The following is an 18,271-nucleotide window of genomic DNA, read 5'->3' as shown; positions in this document are numbered from 1 at the left end:
CTGAGCAAATTGACCAGGGTATTCCTGCCCAAACTGACCACCAAAAAAAGTCAAAAAACGTGTCTTGAATAACTTAGCCAAAAAATATCAATGGCTAACAAAAGAATAGACATGTTGAACATCAAACAATTATTACGATTATACACCCAGGGAGTAAGTAAATTGCAGATAAGCAAACAGCTGGGTATCTCACGCAATACTGCCAAAAAGTATATCAGCCTGTTCAATGAACACCAGCTTACGTATGAGGAGCTGATAGAGCTGAGTGATGAAGATTTAGATGATTTATTTGAGACTCCGCCAACCGCTATAAGGGATAAGGACAGTATCAAAAAACAGCTTGAATCGTTGTTTCCTTACATATCCATAGAACTAAAACGTGTAGGTGTTACCCGTTATCTGCTATGGGAAGAATACATAGAGAAGTACCCTTTGGGCTACCAATATTCCCGCTTTTGTCATCATTACAGGGAATGGTGTAAAAAGGTGAACCCCTCCATGCATATTGAACATAAGGCAGGGGATAAACTTTTTGTGGATTATACAGGAAAAAAACTTCACATTATTGATAAAGAAACAGGAGAACAACAGGAAGTCGAGATCTTCGTATCGATACTTGGAGCCAGTGGCATGACCTTCGTAGAAGCTACAAGAACCCAAGGAAAAGAAGATTTTCTTGGAAGCCTTACCAAAGCCCTGCATTATTATGGAGGAGTTCCCGCAGCTATTGTTACCGATAACCTGCGTACAGCGGTAAAAAAAAGTCATAAGTACGAACCTGTCATCACTGATTCCCTTCTGGATTTTGCTTCCCACTATAGCACTACAATACTTCCTACTCGTACCTATCATCCCAAGGACAAGGCTTTGGTTGAGAATGCGGTACGTATTGTTTATACCCGCATTTTTGCTCCATTGCGTAAAGATCACTTCTTTAGCTTGGAAGCATTGAACAAAGCTATAGAAAACCTGCTGGAAGGATATAATGAAGCTCCCATGAAAAGAAAGAAGTATTCCAGGGCTGATGTTTTCCGTGAGGTTGAAAGACATGCATTATCCCCACTACCCGCTATGATGTACCAACTCAAGCATTCTGTACGTGCCACTGTTCATAAGACCAGCCATGTATATTTAAGCAAAGACCAGCATTATTACAGTGTTCCGTTCAGCTATATTGGTAAAAAAGTAAACATTATTTTTAGTAAAAACACGGTCGAGATCTACTATGACCAGCGCAGAATAGCATTCCACAACAGAATCCTGGCCAAATATCAGTATACGACCGTAAAAGAACATATGCCTTCATCTTATCAGTTTATGACGGAATGGAATCCATCCCGGTTTATCTCTTGGGGAAGGTCTGTTGGAGAATATTGTGAACAGTACATCATCAAAATCCTGGAAAAGAAACAGCATCCTGAGCAATCCTATAAAACCTGCCCTGGGAATCCTTTCATTATCAAAAAAGATTGGCAGCATAAGACTTGACAATGCCTGTAAAAGAGCATTGGGATATGAAAAATACAGCCTAGCCATGATTAAAAGTATCTTGGAAAGAGGTCTGGATAATCTCACCGATGACGATGCATTTTTTGAAGAAAAGAAACTGCCTAAACACAAAAACATAAGAGGCGGAAAATACTATCAGTAACATCTACAATCATTAACAATTAAATCATTAATACGAAACCTATGAATCAGGCAACATTAGAAAAAATGAAACATTTAAAGCTCCACGGGATGCACAGGGCTTTTTCCACAACAATGGAAACAGGAAGTGTTTCCTATACCAATGATGAACTTATAGCCTACTTAATTGAATCCGAGTATGACGACAGGGAAAGCATAAAGGTAGAGAGATTGATTATCACAGCTAAGTTCAGATACAGGGCATTTATAGAAGAGATCACAGCCTCTTCTTCCAGGAATATTGATAAGAATACTATTGGAAGGTTATCTTCCTGTGATTTTATCTCTCAGAAACAGAATATTCTTATTACAGGAAGTACAGGAGTTGGAAAAAGTTTTATTGCAACTGCCATTGGCTACAAAGCCTGTACAATGGGATATAAAGTTATGTACTTCAGCATCAATAAACTCTTCTCAAAGCTTAAAATGGCTAAGGCAGACGGCTCTTATTTTAAAGAGATTGACCGAATAGAAAAGCAGGATCTTATTATCCTTGATGATTTTGGGTTACAGTCGCTGGATAATCTTAAAAGGCAGGATTTTATGGAAATTATAGAAGACAGGCACGGAAAACGCTCAACTATTATTGCTTCCCAGCTGCCTGTAAGCGCTTGGCATGAAGTGATTGCGGAACAAACAATAGCGGATGCAATCCTTGACAGAATGGTACATAACTCCCTGAGAATAGATCTTACAGGGGAATCGATGAGAAGAAAAAAAGCTGATCAGAAAATCAGCTCAGAGTAAAGATTTATTTTATATTTTTAAACCATCTTTTAGACACCTTTTTTGACTTCATTCTTAGTGGTCAATTTAATCAGGAATTAGGTGGTCAATATCAATGGAATTTACACGTATAGAAAGTATATACCAATATTTTGATTCGGCGTATAAGCCTTTTTGATTCTAAAATTTATGCAAAGATTGATTTTTATAAATTACGTCTACATGTAAATTTTCTCTTTAGTCTTCTAATGCGACTAATAGGTTTTGCGTTCTTTCATTGGTTTTTTAATTATTACTTTCAATATGAGCTACATGAACATTTTATCAAATACAGACCTATCAAGCCAAGATCCCCTTATTTAAATGGACAAATCCGAATTCTGGTCGCTAGTGGATTTACCTGATCCTGATCTTAATTTAAATGCTTTAGCTTTTGAATGGTAGGAGTTTTACAATAAGAAAAGACCGCACTTTTCTTTGAATGGAAAAACGCCTTGGGAAAAATTACAGTCGTTGGAACATCTTATCCCTATTCAGCCTGATGTTACTGCAACATTTTGGGACTCAAATGAAGTGATATTGCCCAGAAATTATACTTACTTAAATTATATAAAACAAAAAAATATCAATTTAGCTTCAAAGCCTAAGAGGAAGTAGGCTCTGCTGGGAAAAAGAGGAGAAAAAAACGAAGTTCTTTCCGAAGGCTGCGAGCGAAGCTCATGCCAGCAATACGCTTTTAGATATACGGAAAGGGAGACCAAAAGGTCTCCTCCTTTTATTTCCGGTATCTTCTATGGCAAAGAAAACCCTCTCTTAATTTGTAGTGAATCTATTGTTATAGCACAGTTTCTAGATATCTAGTTCTGTCTACAATGATACTACATGTTAAGTTAGTTTTCCTGTAGAACATATTCTAAACGAATTTGATAAACGGTTAAAAGAGATGCAGCTTTGCAAAATACAGTAGTTATTAATATGGTGACATGTTAGAGATACATACGTATAAGGTACATATATTAGCTTGTTTTCTGTAATCGTTAATATGTTAAGTATTTGATTATTATATGGTTATTTAAATCATCCTTTTTAGTGTTTTTTTTAAATAAACAATTTCAGAATAGTTCATTTCTTTCCAATATAAATTTTGACCCTCATCAATCTGTGTTTAAAGAATCGATTTAATGATGCCGTTGATATTTGAGGTGTAATAGGTATGAACGTTGATAAAATGGACAGAAGAAACTAAACCAATAAGATGATAGGAAAACTTTTTATTTGCTTGCTTATATTAATTTCGGAAATTCTTTATGCTCAGCATTATGATGAATGGCGATCACAGTTTGTAAAATGGAATTTAGGAGCAAGTTATACAGGAGGCAATTTAACAGATCAAAAGGAAGGAAAAAGCAGGTGGATTAATAAATATACAGCCCATTTATCACTGGATGTAGCTCTTTCAAAAATTTTATATTTTGATTCTAGTGAATTGTATCTGCAACCTTTTTTTGAACTATCTGTACCGGTTAAAAACCCTTATAGTAAGGATCTAAGTTTTTCCACATATGCAGGGGGAATAAATCTGAAAAAACATTTAAATCAAAATTTCCAAAAAGGAAGATTTTACATATTTGTTGGAGGAAAGTTTGAATATATAATATGGAGATTAGATTATAACAACGGAAAGCAATATCATTCTACAAAGCTTGATTATGTTTTGAACGGTGGCGGTGGATTTACCATTTCAGACCGAACAGAGGTTTTCGTGACGTATTCCAGAGGATTGGGAAAAGTCTATGCTGTTACAGATCTTGAAAATTTAAATAGATTTGGATCTTTTTCTGTGGGAATGCGGATAACACTTGTTAAGAATTGGTGGTTTAGTGAGTGAGTTTTTTTATCTGAAAATTCTCTGAAAATAGCCATATAATTGAAAGAAAAATATCAGGAATGCTTTGAAAGTTCTATATTAATTAAAAACATTTAAATGATATATGTAATAGTATTGATGAGCATAATAGTTGTTGGCATGTCAAAGAGGAGTACTAAATTATATTTGTAGAAAGGTTGCTCATCATTCTACTTGTTATTTGTGTTTTCAAGGGCTGTCTTAGAATTAGGGCAGCCACTTTGTTTTAATGAAGATGGACATATCTTAAGCAATTTCTAGAAATTATTAAATAGAAGTAAAAAGCGGGCAGGATGTAAGAAAATAGGAAGTTTTAATTTACTTTTTGAAAAGATTAAAATCACATTTAGGAAAACTTCAAGCAAAAAATTACCTAAAAAACGTATTTTTATATATAACCTTTATATTAAAAATCTTGTTTTTAGGTAGTTGTAAAAACGTATTTTTTATGTATGTCCTTTTTTTCTCTCAACTTTTGAATTCCTTTCTTTGTACTAAACATAGATTCTTTCAGCAATGAAAAAAAAATTATTATCGGACTATTCTATTTTATGATGCTATCACCTATAAACAGATAGTGCCTTAATACATCCAGTAGATTTTAGATAACTGGCAACCAGTGACGGTCTAATTATCCTTACTTAAAAAGACATATGACCTCTGAGTATGATTCAAGCGTACCCTTCTTAATGTATTTAATTCGTTTATTTTTTACAGAACTTTTTCTTTACAGTATAATGATAAGGAAAAGTTGAGTAATCATTTAAAGACGTTTTAGCATAACCTATTTTAATTTATGAAAAAGTTAATAGTATTTTATTTACTTTCTATTCCTTATTGTTTTAATTCTCAAGATTCTTCATTTGTTGCATATAAGGATAAAAACATTAGCCACACATTTACGTATAAAAAACTAATCTTGCCTGTAAGTTTAATAGCCGCAGGATCTGTTTTGAAAATTCCGTCACTTGAAGATAATGTTCAAGGAAATGTAAGAAGCTTGTTTGGGTATAATTTTAAAACAAAAATTGATGATTTTACACAATATACTCCATTATTATTTTTATTATCAGGACAGTTTCTTGGATTTAAGGCTTTGCATGGTTCTAGGCAGATGATCACCAATGTACTTATTTCATCTTTGATCACAGGAAGTATTACATATATAAGTAAAGAAAGTTTTGGAAGTTTAAGGCCTGATAAATCTGCTTATAATTCATATCCTTCTGGTCATTCTGCATTGGCCTTCAATCTTGCAACAATTCAATTCTTGGAGTATAAAGACAATAATATTATCTACGCCTCCTCTGGTTATTTATTTGCAATTATGACAGCATTAATGCGCGTTGGAAATAATAGACACTGGAGTGGCGATATACTTACAGGAGCAGGTTTGGGTATAGGGGTTGCTATTATTGTTAATTATTGGAATCCTTTATCTGGTTTTGATTTTATAAAAATTTCGAATCATCAGGTTAAACTTGCAGGCTATCCTTTTATGGACAAAGATAGTTGTGGTATAGGATTAATACTTACATTAAATACTAAGGTTAAATAAACTCTGTAGGTAAATGTAGGTATCAAATCTTTGCCTACATTCTTTGGAGATTTAAAGATAATAGTTGTTACAAGTGGTTCACTTTGTAAAAAGTTCCACTTGAACATCTACGATCAATAAAAATTTTCGAATATTATGTAATCTAAAATCACGAACATAATATGAGATAAGACATATAATTCTGGTGATTCGAACTACTCTTGTATTATTGTTTTAAGATTAATTAATGAAAAAATAATTTTGGGCACATAAATATTATTGCATGAATTTCAAGATATTATTTAGAGATTACTTTTCTTTACACTTAGTATTCTTGTACTGAAATACGTATTTTCTACTAAAATCTAAACAAGTGAGTTTTACAATGCTTGTTTTCAGCGTTTTAATTGTTGTTTTTTTTAAGTAGGTCTTTTTTATTCCTTTTTCCATTTTCTATATTTCTTTGTAATACACATAAATTATTTTAAAAAATGAAAAAGACATTATTACCTCTTGTTGCTATATTAACTGGTATAATCATGTACGGGCAGGTGGGAATTAATACAGTCTCCCCAAAAAGTAGCTTAGATATTACGGCAAAAAATCCAGTAGGGACTTCAACAAATGTAGAAGGAATTCTGATTCCTCGTGTAGACAGGCAGAGAGCATTGAGTATGACCTCTATAGAGTCTTCTACTTTAATTTACATCAATGACATCTCTACTGGTACGGCTACAGGACAGGCATCCAATATTGATACGGTGGGATTCTATTATTTTGATGGCTCGGTAAGTAAGTGGACAAAGCTGAATATTGGTGGGGTTAAAGCAGATTTTACTCCGGATGCTTTTATAGATGACTCTGCCAATTCTATGGTAAAACTGGGAACTACTTCTTCAGGAGAAAGCCGTGCTTCAGGATCAGATTTTGTGATTAAGGACAATGGTAGCGTAGGTATAGGCACCAATACTCTAACATTTGGTTCAAAAGTAAATATTCAGGGAGGTCCTGTAAACATTGGGAATTTGTCTCAATATGCAGGAGGCTTACAGGTAAGGAATCAAGACGCTTCAAAGGCTGTATTTCTTGCCTACGGTACTGAGGCCTTTGAATTATTTAGGATTAATGAAAATGGTAATGTGGGTATTAATACAGTTTCTCCTACAGAAAGATTGGATGTGAATGGTAAGGCCAGAGTGCGTAATCTACCAGTGAATGGGACAACAGGATTTACTGCAACCAAGACTTTGGTTGCTGATGATAACGGCGTTGTAGGAGTTTTAAATGGATTGCCGCCAGGTGCATATGATGGTTATAATTTGACAGCTTTACAGGGGTATTCATCTTCTGTAGCTACTACAAGAAGCTTTTCCTATAGCCAAATTGTTGGGACGGTTGTATTAGCACCTTGGAAATACTCACCCCTTTCTTCTGTTGTGTTTAACCCCATATATACACTGTATTTTAACTCCCAGAGTACCAACCCGAACAGCTTTATGCAGATAAATCTTGATTATTCTATTCGTTTAAGACCAAACAATAATAATACACCTCCTAATGCAACTTATACCATTTATGATATACAAGTGCTTTTAAATAACAGTGTTATTAAGACGTATAGCGCAACTTCTTCATTTGGATCTGGTTCTACTAATTATCACAATAAGAATTTTATTATAGACTTATCATCAATTCCATTGAATTCATCTAATAATAAATTGGAAATAGTTTTAAAATTAAAAGATAATATATTTAAATATAATGAAGGGACTGCTAATGGGGAATTTAATCCTGGTACTAATCCTTTTATAGATTTGTCTGCTACGGATCTTTCCTTTCAATTATTTCAAAAATAGCATTATCAATATGTCACTCATCTAAATAATTAAATAGCAAGAGTTGTAATTTAAGTATAAACACAACGATTCTAACAGATATTGAATGGTGTTTGTTTCATAGCAATAGAAGCAGTCAATAAATAAGTAATAATAGATGTATTAGAAAATGATCTGTTAAATAAACTTCCTATCAATTTAAAGTACAAGTATTTCACTGGAGATTTGTAGATTTCTTTTCTCTTTAATACACGATGAAATACGTGTTTTCTATATGAAATGTAAGTGGGTTGAATTTAATATGTTTGTTTTCAGTGTTTTAATAATTGTTTTTTTTACGTATGTCTTTTTCTACGTATGTCTTTTTTCTCTTATTTCTTTGTAATACACATAAATTATTTTAAGAAATGAAAAAATCACTATTACCTGTTGCTATTATACTGTTAGGCAACATTATGTTTGGACAGGTGGGAATTAATACAGTCTCCCCAAAAAGTAGCTTAGATATTACGGCAAAAAATCCAATCGGTAATTCAAGCAATATAGATGGAATTCTTATTCCGCGTGTAGACAGGCAGAGGGCATTGAGTATGGCATTGGTTGAGCCTTCTACTTTAATTTACGTTAATGATATATCTACAGGCACAGTTACAGGACAGGCATCCAATATCAACGCGGTGGGATTCTATCATTTCGATGGTTCCACAAGTAAGTGGGTAAAATTCAATACAGATACTAATATTTATAATGCTAATGGCACTTTAACGAGCAATAGGGTTATGAGTATGGCAAATAACTCTTTGGTATTAAGAAATGGCAATGAAGCTAATCTATATGTTGAAAGGTCTGGTACCGGTAATCTGCAAAGTGGTCAGAATGTAGCAAATCTTTATACAAGTGGTTATGTTGGGGATACAAATAAAACACTGTCAGGAATAAGAACCTATTATCGAGGAGATGGAATCAATACCAATAGTTCCATGACTTTTTCAGTTAATGGGAATATCAACAATAATTTGGTACTAGCTTCCAACAATAACGTAGGTATAGGTACAGATTCTCCTACGCAAAAGCTGGATGTCAGCGGTAACGGAAGGTTTATAGGGAATAATGCTGATATAAAAGTTGAATCAACTACTGCTACAGTTCCTACTTTATCATTGTATCGTCAAAATGCTGGGGAAAATTTGTCTGCCAACCAAATATTTGGACGAGTTCATTTTAAAGGATTTGTTGAAGGAGGGGAAAAAGATCTGGCAGGAATAAGAGCTACATATCAAGGTAATGGTAATACTACTGATTCAGAATTGAAGTTTTCTGTGAATGGGGTATCAAACTCACAGATGGTATTAAATTCCTCGGGAGATTTAGGTATAGGAATAGCTTCACCTAAAGCTAAATTAGATATTTCCGGGACTGATTCAGGAGTGCGTCTGCCGCAGTTGACCACCGCACAAAGGGATGCAATTGCTTCAGATCGAGCGCACGCAGCCACGATTATTTATAATAAGGATATAGGTAAAATACAAGTAAATACTGGTACTGATACGAATAGAAAGTGGGAAACGCTTGATTCAGTGAGTGAAACTTTAAATACATCAGCTACTTTTACTTCTAATGCCTCACAGACTATCACATATACAAGCACTAATAGTGGAGATCGGGTGCGCTTTCAAGAACAGTTGTATAATTCTACTCCGGTAGGCTATATTTCTAAAGTTAATAATACTGATTTTGTTTTAAAGGGAGGAAGAACTTATAAGGTGGATGTCAATATGGGAAGACTAAAAACCAGTGATGCCAAGCATACATGGTGCCATATATTTGATACACAAGCGGGGAGTGGTTCTTATACTTCTGTATCTATTATACCTCAGAGTTATACAGCTGTAAATTGGAATAGCTCTAACACAATGAGTACATTTGTGACGATTCCTTCAGGTAATACTAAAACTATATATGTTAAATGTGCTAAACAAGATTCAGGTAATGTAATAATAAATGATTCCGTTGCACCACAGATTTCCATTACAATTATGGACTAGATAATGAAAGCGGTTGTTAATTATAATGTTATTTATTCCATTTACTACTAGCATTAAATTTTTATAAGTTTTAGATATAATAAATTAGGTGCTTGAAATACACTACAATTTATTAAATCTTTGCATATTTATTAGACGTCTCTCATTAACTCTAATACAATGCATTTCCGTAGGCTGTCTCAGATTGAGACGGCCTTTTTGTATAAAACACCTATTAGTTTTTAGAATTAAAACGATACTAATATAAAAATAGTAAAGTTGTCTAAATTTTTACATAACAAAGAAAGGTTTTATTTTAAAATATTTAGAACCGTTTAGGTAGGTTTAAAATAATTCTGCAGAAAAGCTGACATAAGAGTAAAATCGAAAATTTTCATAAAATTTAGTGCATCTATTATGCACAAGAGTTTGGACGTTAAAAAGCTTATGTGTGTAAAGTTTTTATTTGGTTTAAAAAATAGCAAACATAAAAATGTTAGAAAGATTCAATATGGGGATTAGCAAAGTAAATATAGGTACGTAATTTATACATGTTTTTTTAATTTTGTATTTTAACTATCTATTTTATAGCTTTTTAAATTCTGCTGCTTATAGAGTATGTCTTTTTTTTGATGTATTGTCAGTTTTTGGTTTTTTTGTTTATAACAAATAAAATCTCTATCATGGAAAAAAAACTATTACCTCTGGCTGCCATCTTGTTAGGCAGTATCATGTTTGGGCAAGTAGGTATTAATACTACTGCTCCTAAAAGTACACTAGATATTATAGCTAAAACCCCAACAGGTTCTACAACAAATGCAGATGGAGTTCTTATTCCCCGTGTAGACAGGCAGAGGGCACTGAGTATGATATCTGTAGAACCTTCTACTTTAATTTACGTAAATGACGTCTCTACAGGCTCAGCTACAGGACAGGCATCCAACATTGACGCAATGGGATTTTATCATTTTGATGGTTCCACAAGCAAGTGGATAAAGCTGAATACTGATACCAATACTAATATTTATAATGCCAATGGGACTTTAACAGGCAATAGAGTTATGAGTATGGCAGATAATTCTTTAATATTCAGAAATGGTAACGAAGCTAGTTTGTATGTTGAAAGGTCTGGTACCGGTAATCTGCAAAATGGTCAGAATGTAGCGAACCTTTATACAAGTGGTTATGTTGGGGATACCAATAAAATTTTGTCAGGAATAAGGACCTATTATCAGGGAGATGGCACTAATAGCAGCAGTTCCATGAAATTAACGGTCAACGGTAGTAGTAACAATAATGTAGTATTAGCAGCTGATAATAATGTTGGGATAGGAACAGATAGTCCTACACAGAAGCTTGATATAGATGGGATTGCTAAATCAAGAAAAATAATATTGGGGCCAAGTGGTTATAATTATGCAGGAGGTACTTTGAATGTTCGGAATAACAATGCTTCAGAATATATAATGGGTCTTGCAAGTTCAGACAACATATTTAGAGTAAATGTGCTTGATAATGGAAATGTGGGAATAGGTACTACTGATCCTACCCAAAAACTTGATGTAAATGGAAACCTCAGGCTGAGAGATATCGTACCCAGTTCGAATATTCAGGATATAACTTTGGTGGCGGATGCTAATGGGGTAATTAAAAAGAAGAAAAATGAAATAAAGGGAATTGCCAGAGCATATTTATATAATAATCGTGAAACTGGAAATACAACTGGGGTAATTTATAGGTTAAATTATTTTACACAGGTTGATGACCCAGGTAATGATTTTGACCATCAAGAAGGCTATTTTGTAGCTCCTGAAACTGGTTTGTATAAAATAACCATGACAACTTCTATTAAACTTACTGATCCCGATACTTATAATGTACCCAATGCTGTTGTAGGATTTGCTGATTCTACTACCAGTAATTGGGTGTTAAGATTTTCTATACCAACTGATTACATTAAAGGGACCTATGCTGCGAATAATACTGTCGGGAGCGCAACTACATTTATAGGAGTGGCTGAATTACAAGCAGGCAGAGCTTATTTTTTTGGCGCAAATCATGGTCTTACTTTTATTGCTAATCCAAGCGGTGGAACAGGAAATGGTATTGGAAGCTTCTTCGAAATACAATTGATAAAGAACTGATAGAATATTTACCTGATATATTATCATGTAGATTTGATCAAATAATAGAAATTATATTTAACAGCAGAATTCTATAGTACTTCTGCTGTTTTTTTAGCTGCGATGTCATATTCTGAAGATCAAATGGCAGAGAGTCCATTTAATTTACCAAAAAAAGAACTGACAGGTATTGATTTTTTGCAATGGTTCATAGAGCATTAAATTGACATAGTCTTTGGTTATAAAATGCTCATTTAAACAAATTGTCAATAATAAGAAGGTAAGGTTATTTGTGATAATAGTATTTTTATATCACTTGTTTTGGATAAAAAAATATTGAGTACAATATAGAAATTTATGTCAGATAAATTTTCTTTTTAATAAATAATAAATTTCTCATTATTATTATTTGGTTGTAAGTATGTACGCAATCTTTACAGTATCTTCTTGAAAATAAATTTTTAATTATTGATTACTAGTTTGTTGCGCATTTGGGTTGTTTTTACGTATGGCTATTTTTTTTAATAGGGTTGGTATTCCTTTCTTTTGTAAAAACAACAAAGCCCTTACAATGAGAAGAAATAAATTCCCCAAGATTACGGTATTAATCAGTGTGTCTGATCAAATAGGAATTGAGACCATTATATATTCTTTTGATTCAATGATAAATTATACTGTTGGTTTTTTTAGAGGCAGTTATAATTTTTATAAAACCTTTATAGACGGTCACAAGGTAAATTACAATAAGATTTTTTTCAGTAATATTTCCCAATTCAGTCTTTTCAAACAAAATTGTCAACAGGTATTAATTCTATAAAATTTATTATTAAGAAGAACTGCAGCATTATTGAAATAAGACAAATATAAAATATGGAGATTATTTCAAAAGTCAAATCATTCGACTTTTGTCATTCTGATAAAGCAAGAAGTCTAATTAATAATCAAACTAATGAGATTATTATTTTCTGTCATGGAAACGATGTAACTAAACTAAAATAGTACAACTTGATGTGAATCTCTGATTTATTGTTTTTTGCTTAGCATTTTAACCTCTAGCTCAGTATAAAATTTTATAACAGATGGCAAATCTCATGTCTAAAATAGCAGAAATTAATATTGGTATTTCTGTTTTGGACGCTTTATCCATTTTAATATTATTCAAATTATCGTAAGCAAATGATTTTAGATCTAAGTCTTTAAATTAAATAAGCTGATGATAGGTAATGCATTAAAATCAAATAGGTAGCTAAAGTTAAGATCTTGAAGTATATGTTGTTTTTTTTGTAAATTGTTAATTATTTTCTTTTATATTAATTAAAAATAGAAAATTTTATATGTTATTTAAATTTATACGTATTTTTTTATTGTTTATGTTCGGTTTTTTATACAGTCAACGAATTGAGATTAAAAGAGTTGATGGCTTGCTGGAAAAATCGAAAGAAACTCTGTATACGAATACTATACAATCTCTTACATATGCAAAGGATGCGGCTATGATTTCTGAAAATGAGAAAAATTCATTGAAATTAGCAGAATCTTACTTGAATATAGCTCGTTGTACAAATCTATTAATGGACTATAAAGATAGTTTTTTATATATTGAAAAAGGATTAAATGGAAGTGAAACGAAGAAAGATGCTGTATTAGAATGCCAATTCAGAGAAATAAAAGCGATTAACTATAATAAGTTAAAACTCACTGATAGTGAACTTAAAGAATATCATAGGATTATAGAACTTCTATCAGGAAAGAATGATATTGAAGCAAAAAAAATATTATCCAGAACTAATGCAAGAATGGCTTCGTATTACCTTAATAAACAGGAATCTCTGTATTCAGAAAAGTTTATTAACAAAGCTATTAGTATCCATCATAAAATATCCAAGAATCTGGATGATGATTTCTCTGATAATTTAAATTTATACACTATAAAAGGATATGTGTGTTTACACAACCTTAAGTATGACTCAGCTTATTATTATTTTAATAAAAGTTATACCCACTTAAACAGGATCAAAAGAAAATATATCCAGCTCATTTCTCTTGGGGATTACTATTTTGAGCTGAAAAATTATGTAAAAGCAGTTGATTTTTATTTTGAATCTTTACAGGATCTTGATCAGAATAGAATCAAAGATCTTGAATATTCTACTTACACCAATAAAAAGATCTCAATGTCTTATGGATTTCTTAATGATAAAGCAAAAGAGAAAATTTATTTGGAAAAATATTATATCGAGTCTGATGAATTAGCCGGTTTAAAGATAACAAACCTTCAGTCTGCAGTAAATACAGTAGAAAACGAATACCAGAATAGAAGTGACAAATTCAGGAAACTCAATTGGATTATTTTTTTATCTGCTATTATACCATTTATGTTTCTAAATATTATAATAGGTTATAGATATTTAAAGTTAAAACGAAGAAAGAGAGCCGTCATTTCTGAGAAGAATTTGCTTTTGCAGGAAAAAGATCATTTGCTAGAGGAAAAAAATATGTATTATGTGAAATTACAACAAAAACTAGATGTAACGCTGGAGGAAGTTATCTATGAAGCTAAAAAAAATACAACATCTTTCTTTGAAAAGTTTCAGACATTTTATCCTGAATTTAGCCCAAGACTTTTAGAATGTAATCCTAGTTTTAATTTGGGTGAATTAACACTTCTTGCCTATGTTTATCTAAATTTTTCTTCTAAAGAGATTGCTGAATATACATTCAGATCCTATAGAACCATTCAGACCAGAAAATATACATTAAGAAAAAAAATAGGACTGGAAAAAGGAGAGGATTTGTATGTTTGGCTAAAGAAAATAAATCCTTAATCTTTAAAAAACTTATAGGATTTTACTTCTTTTAAAATAAATTTGTTTAAACTTTACAAAACAACCAAAGCTTTCATTTTAAACTTATTTAAGCAGATTCATATATTTTAACCTCTCCATTATAAGATTTTTAGAATGTCTTAAATACTTAAATTTCACTTATTTGTTGTCTTAAGTGATTGTAACCATCGTGACGACAAGATTTCTGCTTTTTGTTTTTTTTACGTATGTTAATTTTTTTAGATAAGAATGTAATCTCTTTTCTTTGCAGCTCTCTAAAAAAACACACGAATGAAAAAACTTATTTTTGTAATTATTACAATTGTTCCTTCCGTTGGGCTTTACAGTCAGGTAGGAATAAATGTAGCAAAACCAACAGCAACTTTAGATGTAAATGGAGATGTTAAAGTTCGGAATTTGCCTGTTGCCGGGTCAAATGCTGAAATATTAGTTTCTGACGAAAATGGATATATTTCAAAACAGGATTACACTCAATTCCGAAAGGAGATCATTGGTGATATCAAAGATGCTATTCAGGATCAGGATCATCATGGCTGGTTTCTTTTAAATGGAAGAAGTATTTCTACCTTACCCTCAGTTGCAAAACAGAATGCTATCTCACTGGGCTTTAGCTCCGCTCTTCCAGATTTTAGGAATAAATTATCCAAAAGTAAAAATACTGCCGGCTCTCTAGGCACAATTGGAGGAAAATCTAGCATTACACTTTCGAGAAATAATTTACCTGCATTCGAATTGAACGGAAGAACAAGCTCTGCGGGTAAGCATGATCATATTTTTGTCAATATGATTAATCATGCTAACGGAGGTGGAATGACTTTGAATGCTCAAAATACAGGAGCAAAATGGGGCTCAGACAATACCATACGAACAACAAGTATATCAGGAGCTCATTCCCATAATATAACATTAAAAAGTAATGGTAGTGGAACTGCTTTTAATTTGACACCCGGCTATATTAGTCTGAAACAATTTGTGTATCTAGGAAAATAATTGTTAAATCAAAAAATATGAAATTTAAAATCTTACTAATATTAATGTTTTCCGTTCAATGGATTCATTCACAAACAGGTATAAATATAAAGCAACCTACTAAAGCTCTTGACGTCAACGGAGAATTAAGGGTTAGAAATATTAAAACGGAAAAAGATCCCGAGTATATAATAGTCACTGATGCGGATGGTGTAGTGGGAAAAAAGAAATACGAGGAAATTAAGCCGCAAAAAGGAGATGTAAAGAGAGGATTTCAGAAGACTGATCATCATGGGTGGTATCTTCTGGACGGTCGCCAAATATCTTCTTTGCCGTCAAATGCAAGTTTATCGGCAAAAAATATAGGATATGCAACAGCTTTGCCGAGTGCAACAGGTAAATTCCTTAAAATATCTGGGAATGCTCAATATACAGCTAGTACAGGAGGGAAGAACACTGTAATTCTTGATAAAAATAATCTGTCAAAGTTAAGCTTTACTGGTGAAACCTCTTTATCTTCTAATGCTTCTCACAATCATTCTTTTATTGATAAGCGTTCTGATATATTTGGTTCTAATTTTAATGGTACTTTGGCGAATGTTGGTAATACAAATGGTGCTAATAAACGAAATCCACACCTTAGCCCTCAGGCAAAAACTACAAACTCTGGAAATCATACCCATTCTTTTAAAATTTCTAATGCTGGAGGTAATAGCCAGTCATTTAGTATTGTACCTGAATACATAGAGGTCAATACGTTTATTTATCTTGGAAACTAAAAAATATAGAGATGAAAAAAATAGTAGTATTTGGTTTATGTATAAGTATGTATTCTTGTATTTATGCTCAAATTGGAGTAAACACATCCAAACCGACAAAAACCCTTGATGTAAATGGTAATATGAGAATCAGGAAGCTTGATATTATTAATTCACCTGTTAATGTTCTTGCTGTAGATCATGAAGGGAATGTTAAAAAGCGACAAGATCTACAACTATCTCCGTCATTAGGTGATATTAAATATGGGATGCAAAAAAATGATCATTCAGGATGGTTTCTCATCAATGGACGAAATATAAATACATTACCTTCTGAGAAAATCAAAAAAAATGCATATGCTTTAGGTTTTTCAGAATATTTATGGGATGCGAGAAATAGGTACATAAAATATACTAGTGGATCTAATGGTACCCTTGGAGGTAGCCATACTGTCAAACTGACAACTCAAAATCTGCCAAGCTATAATGTTTCTACAGTTAGTGCTAACAGTGGAGGACATTCACATAACCTACTTGATCATCATATGGGACCTGCTGGTTTATATGCTATTAATGACAGGAAAGGGACCCCAAATAATAAGACCGGTATTGATAAACGTTTTCAAGATATAACCCAAACCAGAAATACAAATGCCAATTCCTGGAGCCATACCCATACGGCTTCTGCTTCAGTAGAAGGTCAGGGACAGGCTTTTTCTATAGAACCGGAATATCTTACGGTAAACCTGTTTATTTTTTTAGGCGAGTAATATAGAATTTGATTTACAAGATGGACGGTAGTGACTAATTGTACTATATGAGTGGTAAGGATATTTATAAATATATGATCGGTTTTAGGATTGTGGTATTTTTAGATACTTGAATTTTGTTATTGCCGCTGTGAATTCCTTTATTGAATGCTAAATATCTAAGGGGCTGTATTTAGTCATTTTTAAGTATTACATTTTTTCTTTGTAAGTGATCGCATTTTTAACTTTGTAAATGAGAATTAAAAGAAAAATCAACAAATTATTTCTAAATGGACTTTAAGAGTATAAGTGTAGGAGGGATGATCAATAAGAGAGTAAATGAACTTGAGATGGATATATCTCGCATTATAAATTTTTTAAAGTGTTCTGAGGAAGAGTTACAAGAAATGTATAATGCTGAAAGTCTTGACACCAATCTACTTTTGAGATGGAGTAAGCTTTTGGAATATGACTTCTTCAGGATTTATACGCAGCATTTAATACTTTTTTCACCTCCCGCCTGTCAAAGCATAAAACAAAATCAGTCTGTTAAGAAATCTAAGGTTCTACCACAGTTCAGGAAACAAATTTATACTCAGGAAATCATAGATTTTATTCTTGAATTGATAGAAACAAATGCAAAAACCAAATTGCAGATCATAAATGAGTATAACATTCCTAAAACAACTTTATATAAATGGATAGAAAAGTACAAAAAATAACGTCAATGCCTAACTATAAGAGTATTTATAAAGATATGATAGAACAAAAGTTTCCAGATAAATTAAACGATTGTAAAAAAATTATGGAAAAGGCTTCGCTTTGTGCTCTTGATATCATTCTTTTGAATAAAATCATTTTTTTGGAAAAAACAAGTGACACTGAGCTATTTAATCAAAGACATCGTTCTTATGATGAAAAAAGTATTATAAAAATTTTAGACTATCAAAAAAAGCATGAACTCAATAATATGCAACTTGCAAGAGTTTACAAGCTGAGCCGAAATACTATTGCAAAATGGAAAAAGCAATATGGGTGAGTTAACTGGTGAATAATTTATTATATAGTTGCTGAATCGGATTCTAAATATACAAATGACAATGATAATA

Annotated in this window: 13 protein-coding genes; all 13 read left to right on the top strand. The window is 32.3% G+C overall.

Annotated elements, in window-relative coordinates:
* Positions 1-90 precede the first annotated feature (90 nt).
* Entirely contained in the window at positions 91-1,488 is a 1,398-nt protein-coding gene (istA, locus tag J2786_RS06510; RefSeq protein ID WP_226798639.1) for an IS21 family transposase, read from the top strand.
* 204 nt (positions 1,489-1,692) lie between these two features.
* Positions 1,693-2,436, top strand: a complete 744-nt coding sequence (gene istB, locus J2786_RS06505) for an IS21-like element helper ATPase IstB (RefSeq protein ID WP_047430109.1) — start codon at positions 1,693-1,695, stop codon at positions 2,434-2,436.
* A 1,234-nt stretch (positions 2,437-3,670) separates the two neighbouring features.
* Positions 3,671-4,303, top strand: coding sequence for a hypothetical protein (locus J2786_RS06500; RefSeq protein WP_047430115.1), 633 nt, complete (start codon positions 3,671-3,673; stop codon positions 4,301-4,303).
* Positions 4,304-5,117: 814 nt separating this feature from the next.
* On the top strand, positions 5,118-5,879 hold the full coding sequence (locus J2786_RS06495; RefSeq protein ID WP_142016413.1) for a phosphatase PAP2 family protein: 762 nt from the start codon (positions 5,118-5,120) through the stop codon (positions 5,877-5,879).
* 518 nt (positions 5,880-6,397) lie between these two features.
* Positions 6,398-7,714, top strand: coding sequence for a phage tail-like protein (locus J2786_RS06490; protein WP_310024349.1), 1,317 nt, complete (start codon positions 6,398-6,400; stop codon positions 7,712-7,714).
* A 386-nt stretch (positions 7,715-8,100) separates the two neighbouring features.
* A complete protein-coding gene (locus tag J2786_RS06485; protein ID WP_142016408.1) occupies positions 8,101-9,738 on the top strand; it encodes a phage tail-like protein in 1,638 nt (545 codons plus the stop codon).
* Between the two features lie 662 nt (positions 9,739-10,400).
* Positions 10,401-11,861, top strand: coding sequence for a phage tail-like protein (locus J2786_RS06480; protein ID WP_142016405.1), 1,461 nt, complete (start codon positions 10,401-10,403; stop codon positions 11,859-11,861).
* Positions 11,862-13,174: 1,313 nt separating this feature from the next.
* On the top strand, positions 13,175-14,665 hold the full coding sequence (locus J2786_RS06475) for a helix-turn-helix transcriptional regulator (protein ID WP_142016402.1): 1,491 nt from the start codon (positions 13,175-13,177) through the stop codon (positions 14,663-14,665).
* Positions 14,666-14,956: 291 nt separating this feature from the next.
* Complete coding sequence (locus J2786_RS06470) at positions 14,957-15,676, top strand: hypothetical protein (RefSeq protein ID WP_142016400.1); 720 nt, start codon at positions 14,957-14,959, stop codon at positions 15,674-15,676.
* A gap of 17 nt (positions 15,677-15,693) precedes the next feature.
* On the top strand, positions 15,694-16,434 hold the full coding sequence (locus tag J2786_RS06465) for a hypothetical protein (RefSeq protein ID WP_142016397.1): 741 nt from the start codon (positions 15,694-15,696) through the stop codon (positions 16,432-16,434).
* An 11-nt stretch (positions 16,435-16,445) separates the two neighbouring features.
* Entirely contained in the window at positions 16,446-17,183 is a 738-nt protein-coding gene (locus J2786_RS06460; protein ID WP_142016395.1) for a hypothetical protein, read from the top strand.
* A 269-nt stretch (positions 17,184-17,452) separates the two neighbouring features.
* Positions 17,453-17,884 (top strand): transposase, encoded by a 432-nt coding sequence (locus J2786_RS06455; protein ID WP_142016392.1) that lies wholly within the window; start codon positions 17,453-17,455, stop codon positions 17,882-17,884.
* Positions 17,860-18,201 carry a helix-turn-helix domain-containing protein gene (locus J2786_RS06450; protein WP_142016390.1) on the top strand — a complete coding sequence of 114 codons (342 nt, stop codon included), beginning with the start codon at positions 17,860-17,862 and terminating at the stop codon, positions 18,199-18,201. Before J2786_RS06455 ends, J2786_RS06450 begins: the two co-directional genes overlap by 25 nt.
* Positions 18,202-18,271: the final 70 nt, after the last annotated feature.

Source organism: Chryseobacterium vietnamense, from assembly GCF_031454475.1.
Taxonomy (GTDB): Bacteria; Bacteroidota; Bacteroidia; order Flavobacteriales; family Weeksellaceae; genus Chryseobacterium; species Chryseobacterium vietnamense.
The sequence above is the reverse complement of the archived record's forward strand: the minus strand, read 5'-3'. Positions and strand labels throughout refer to the sequence as shown.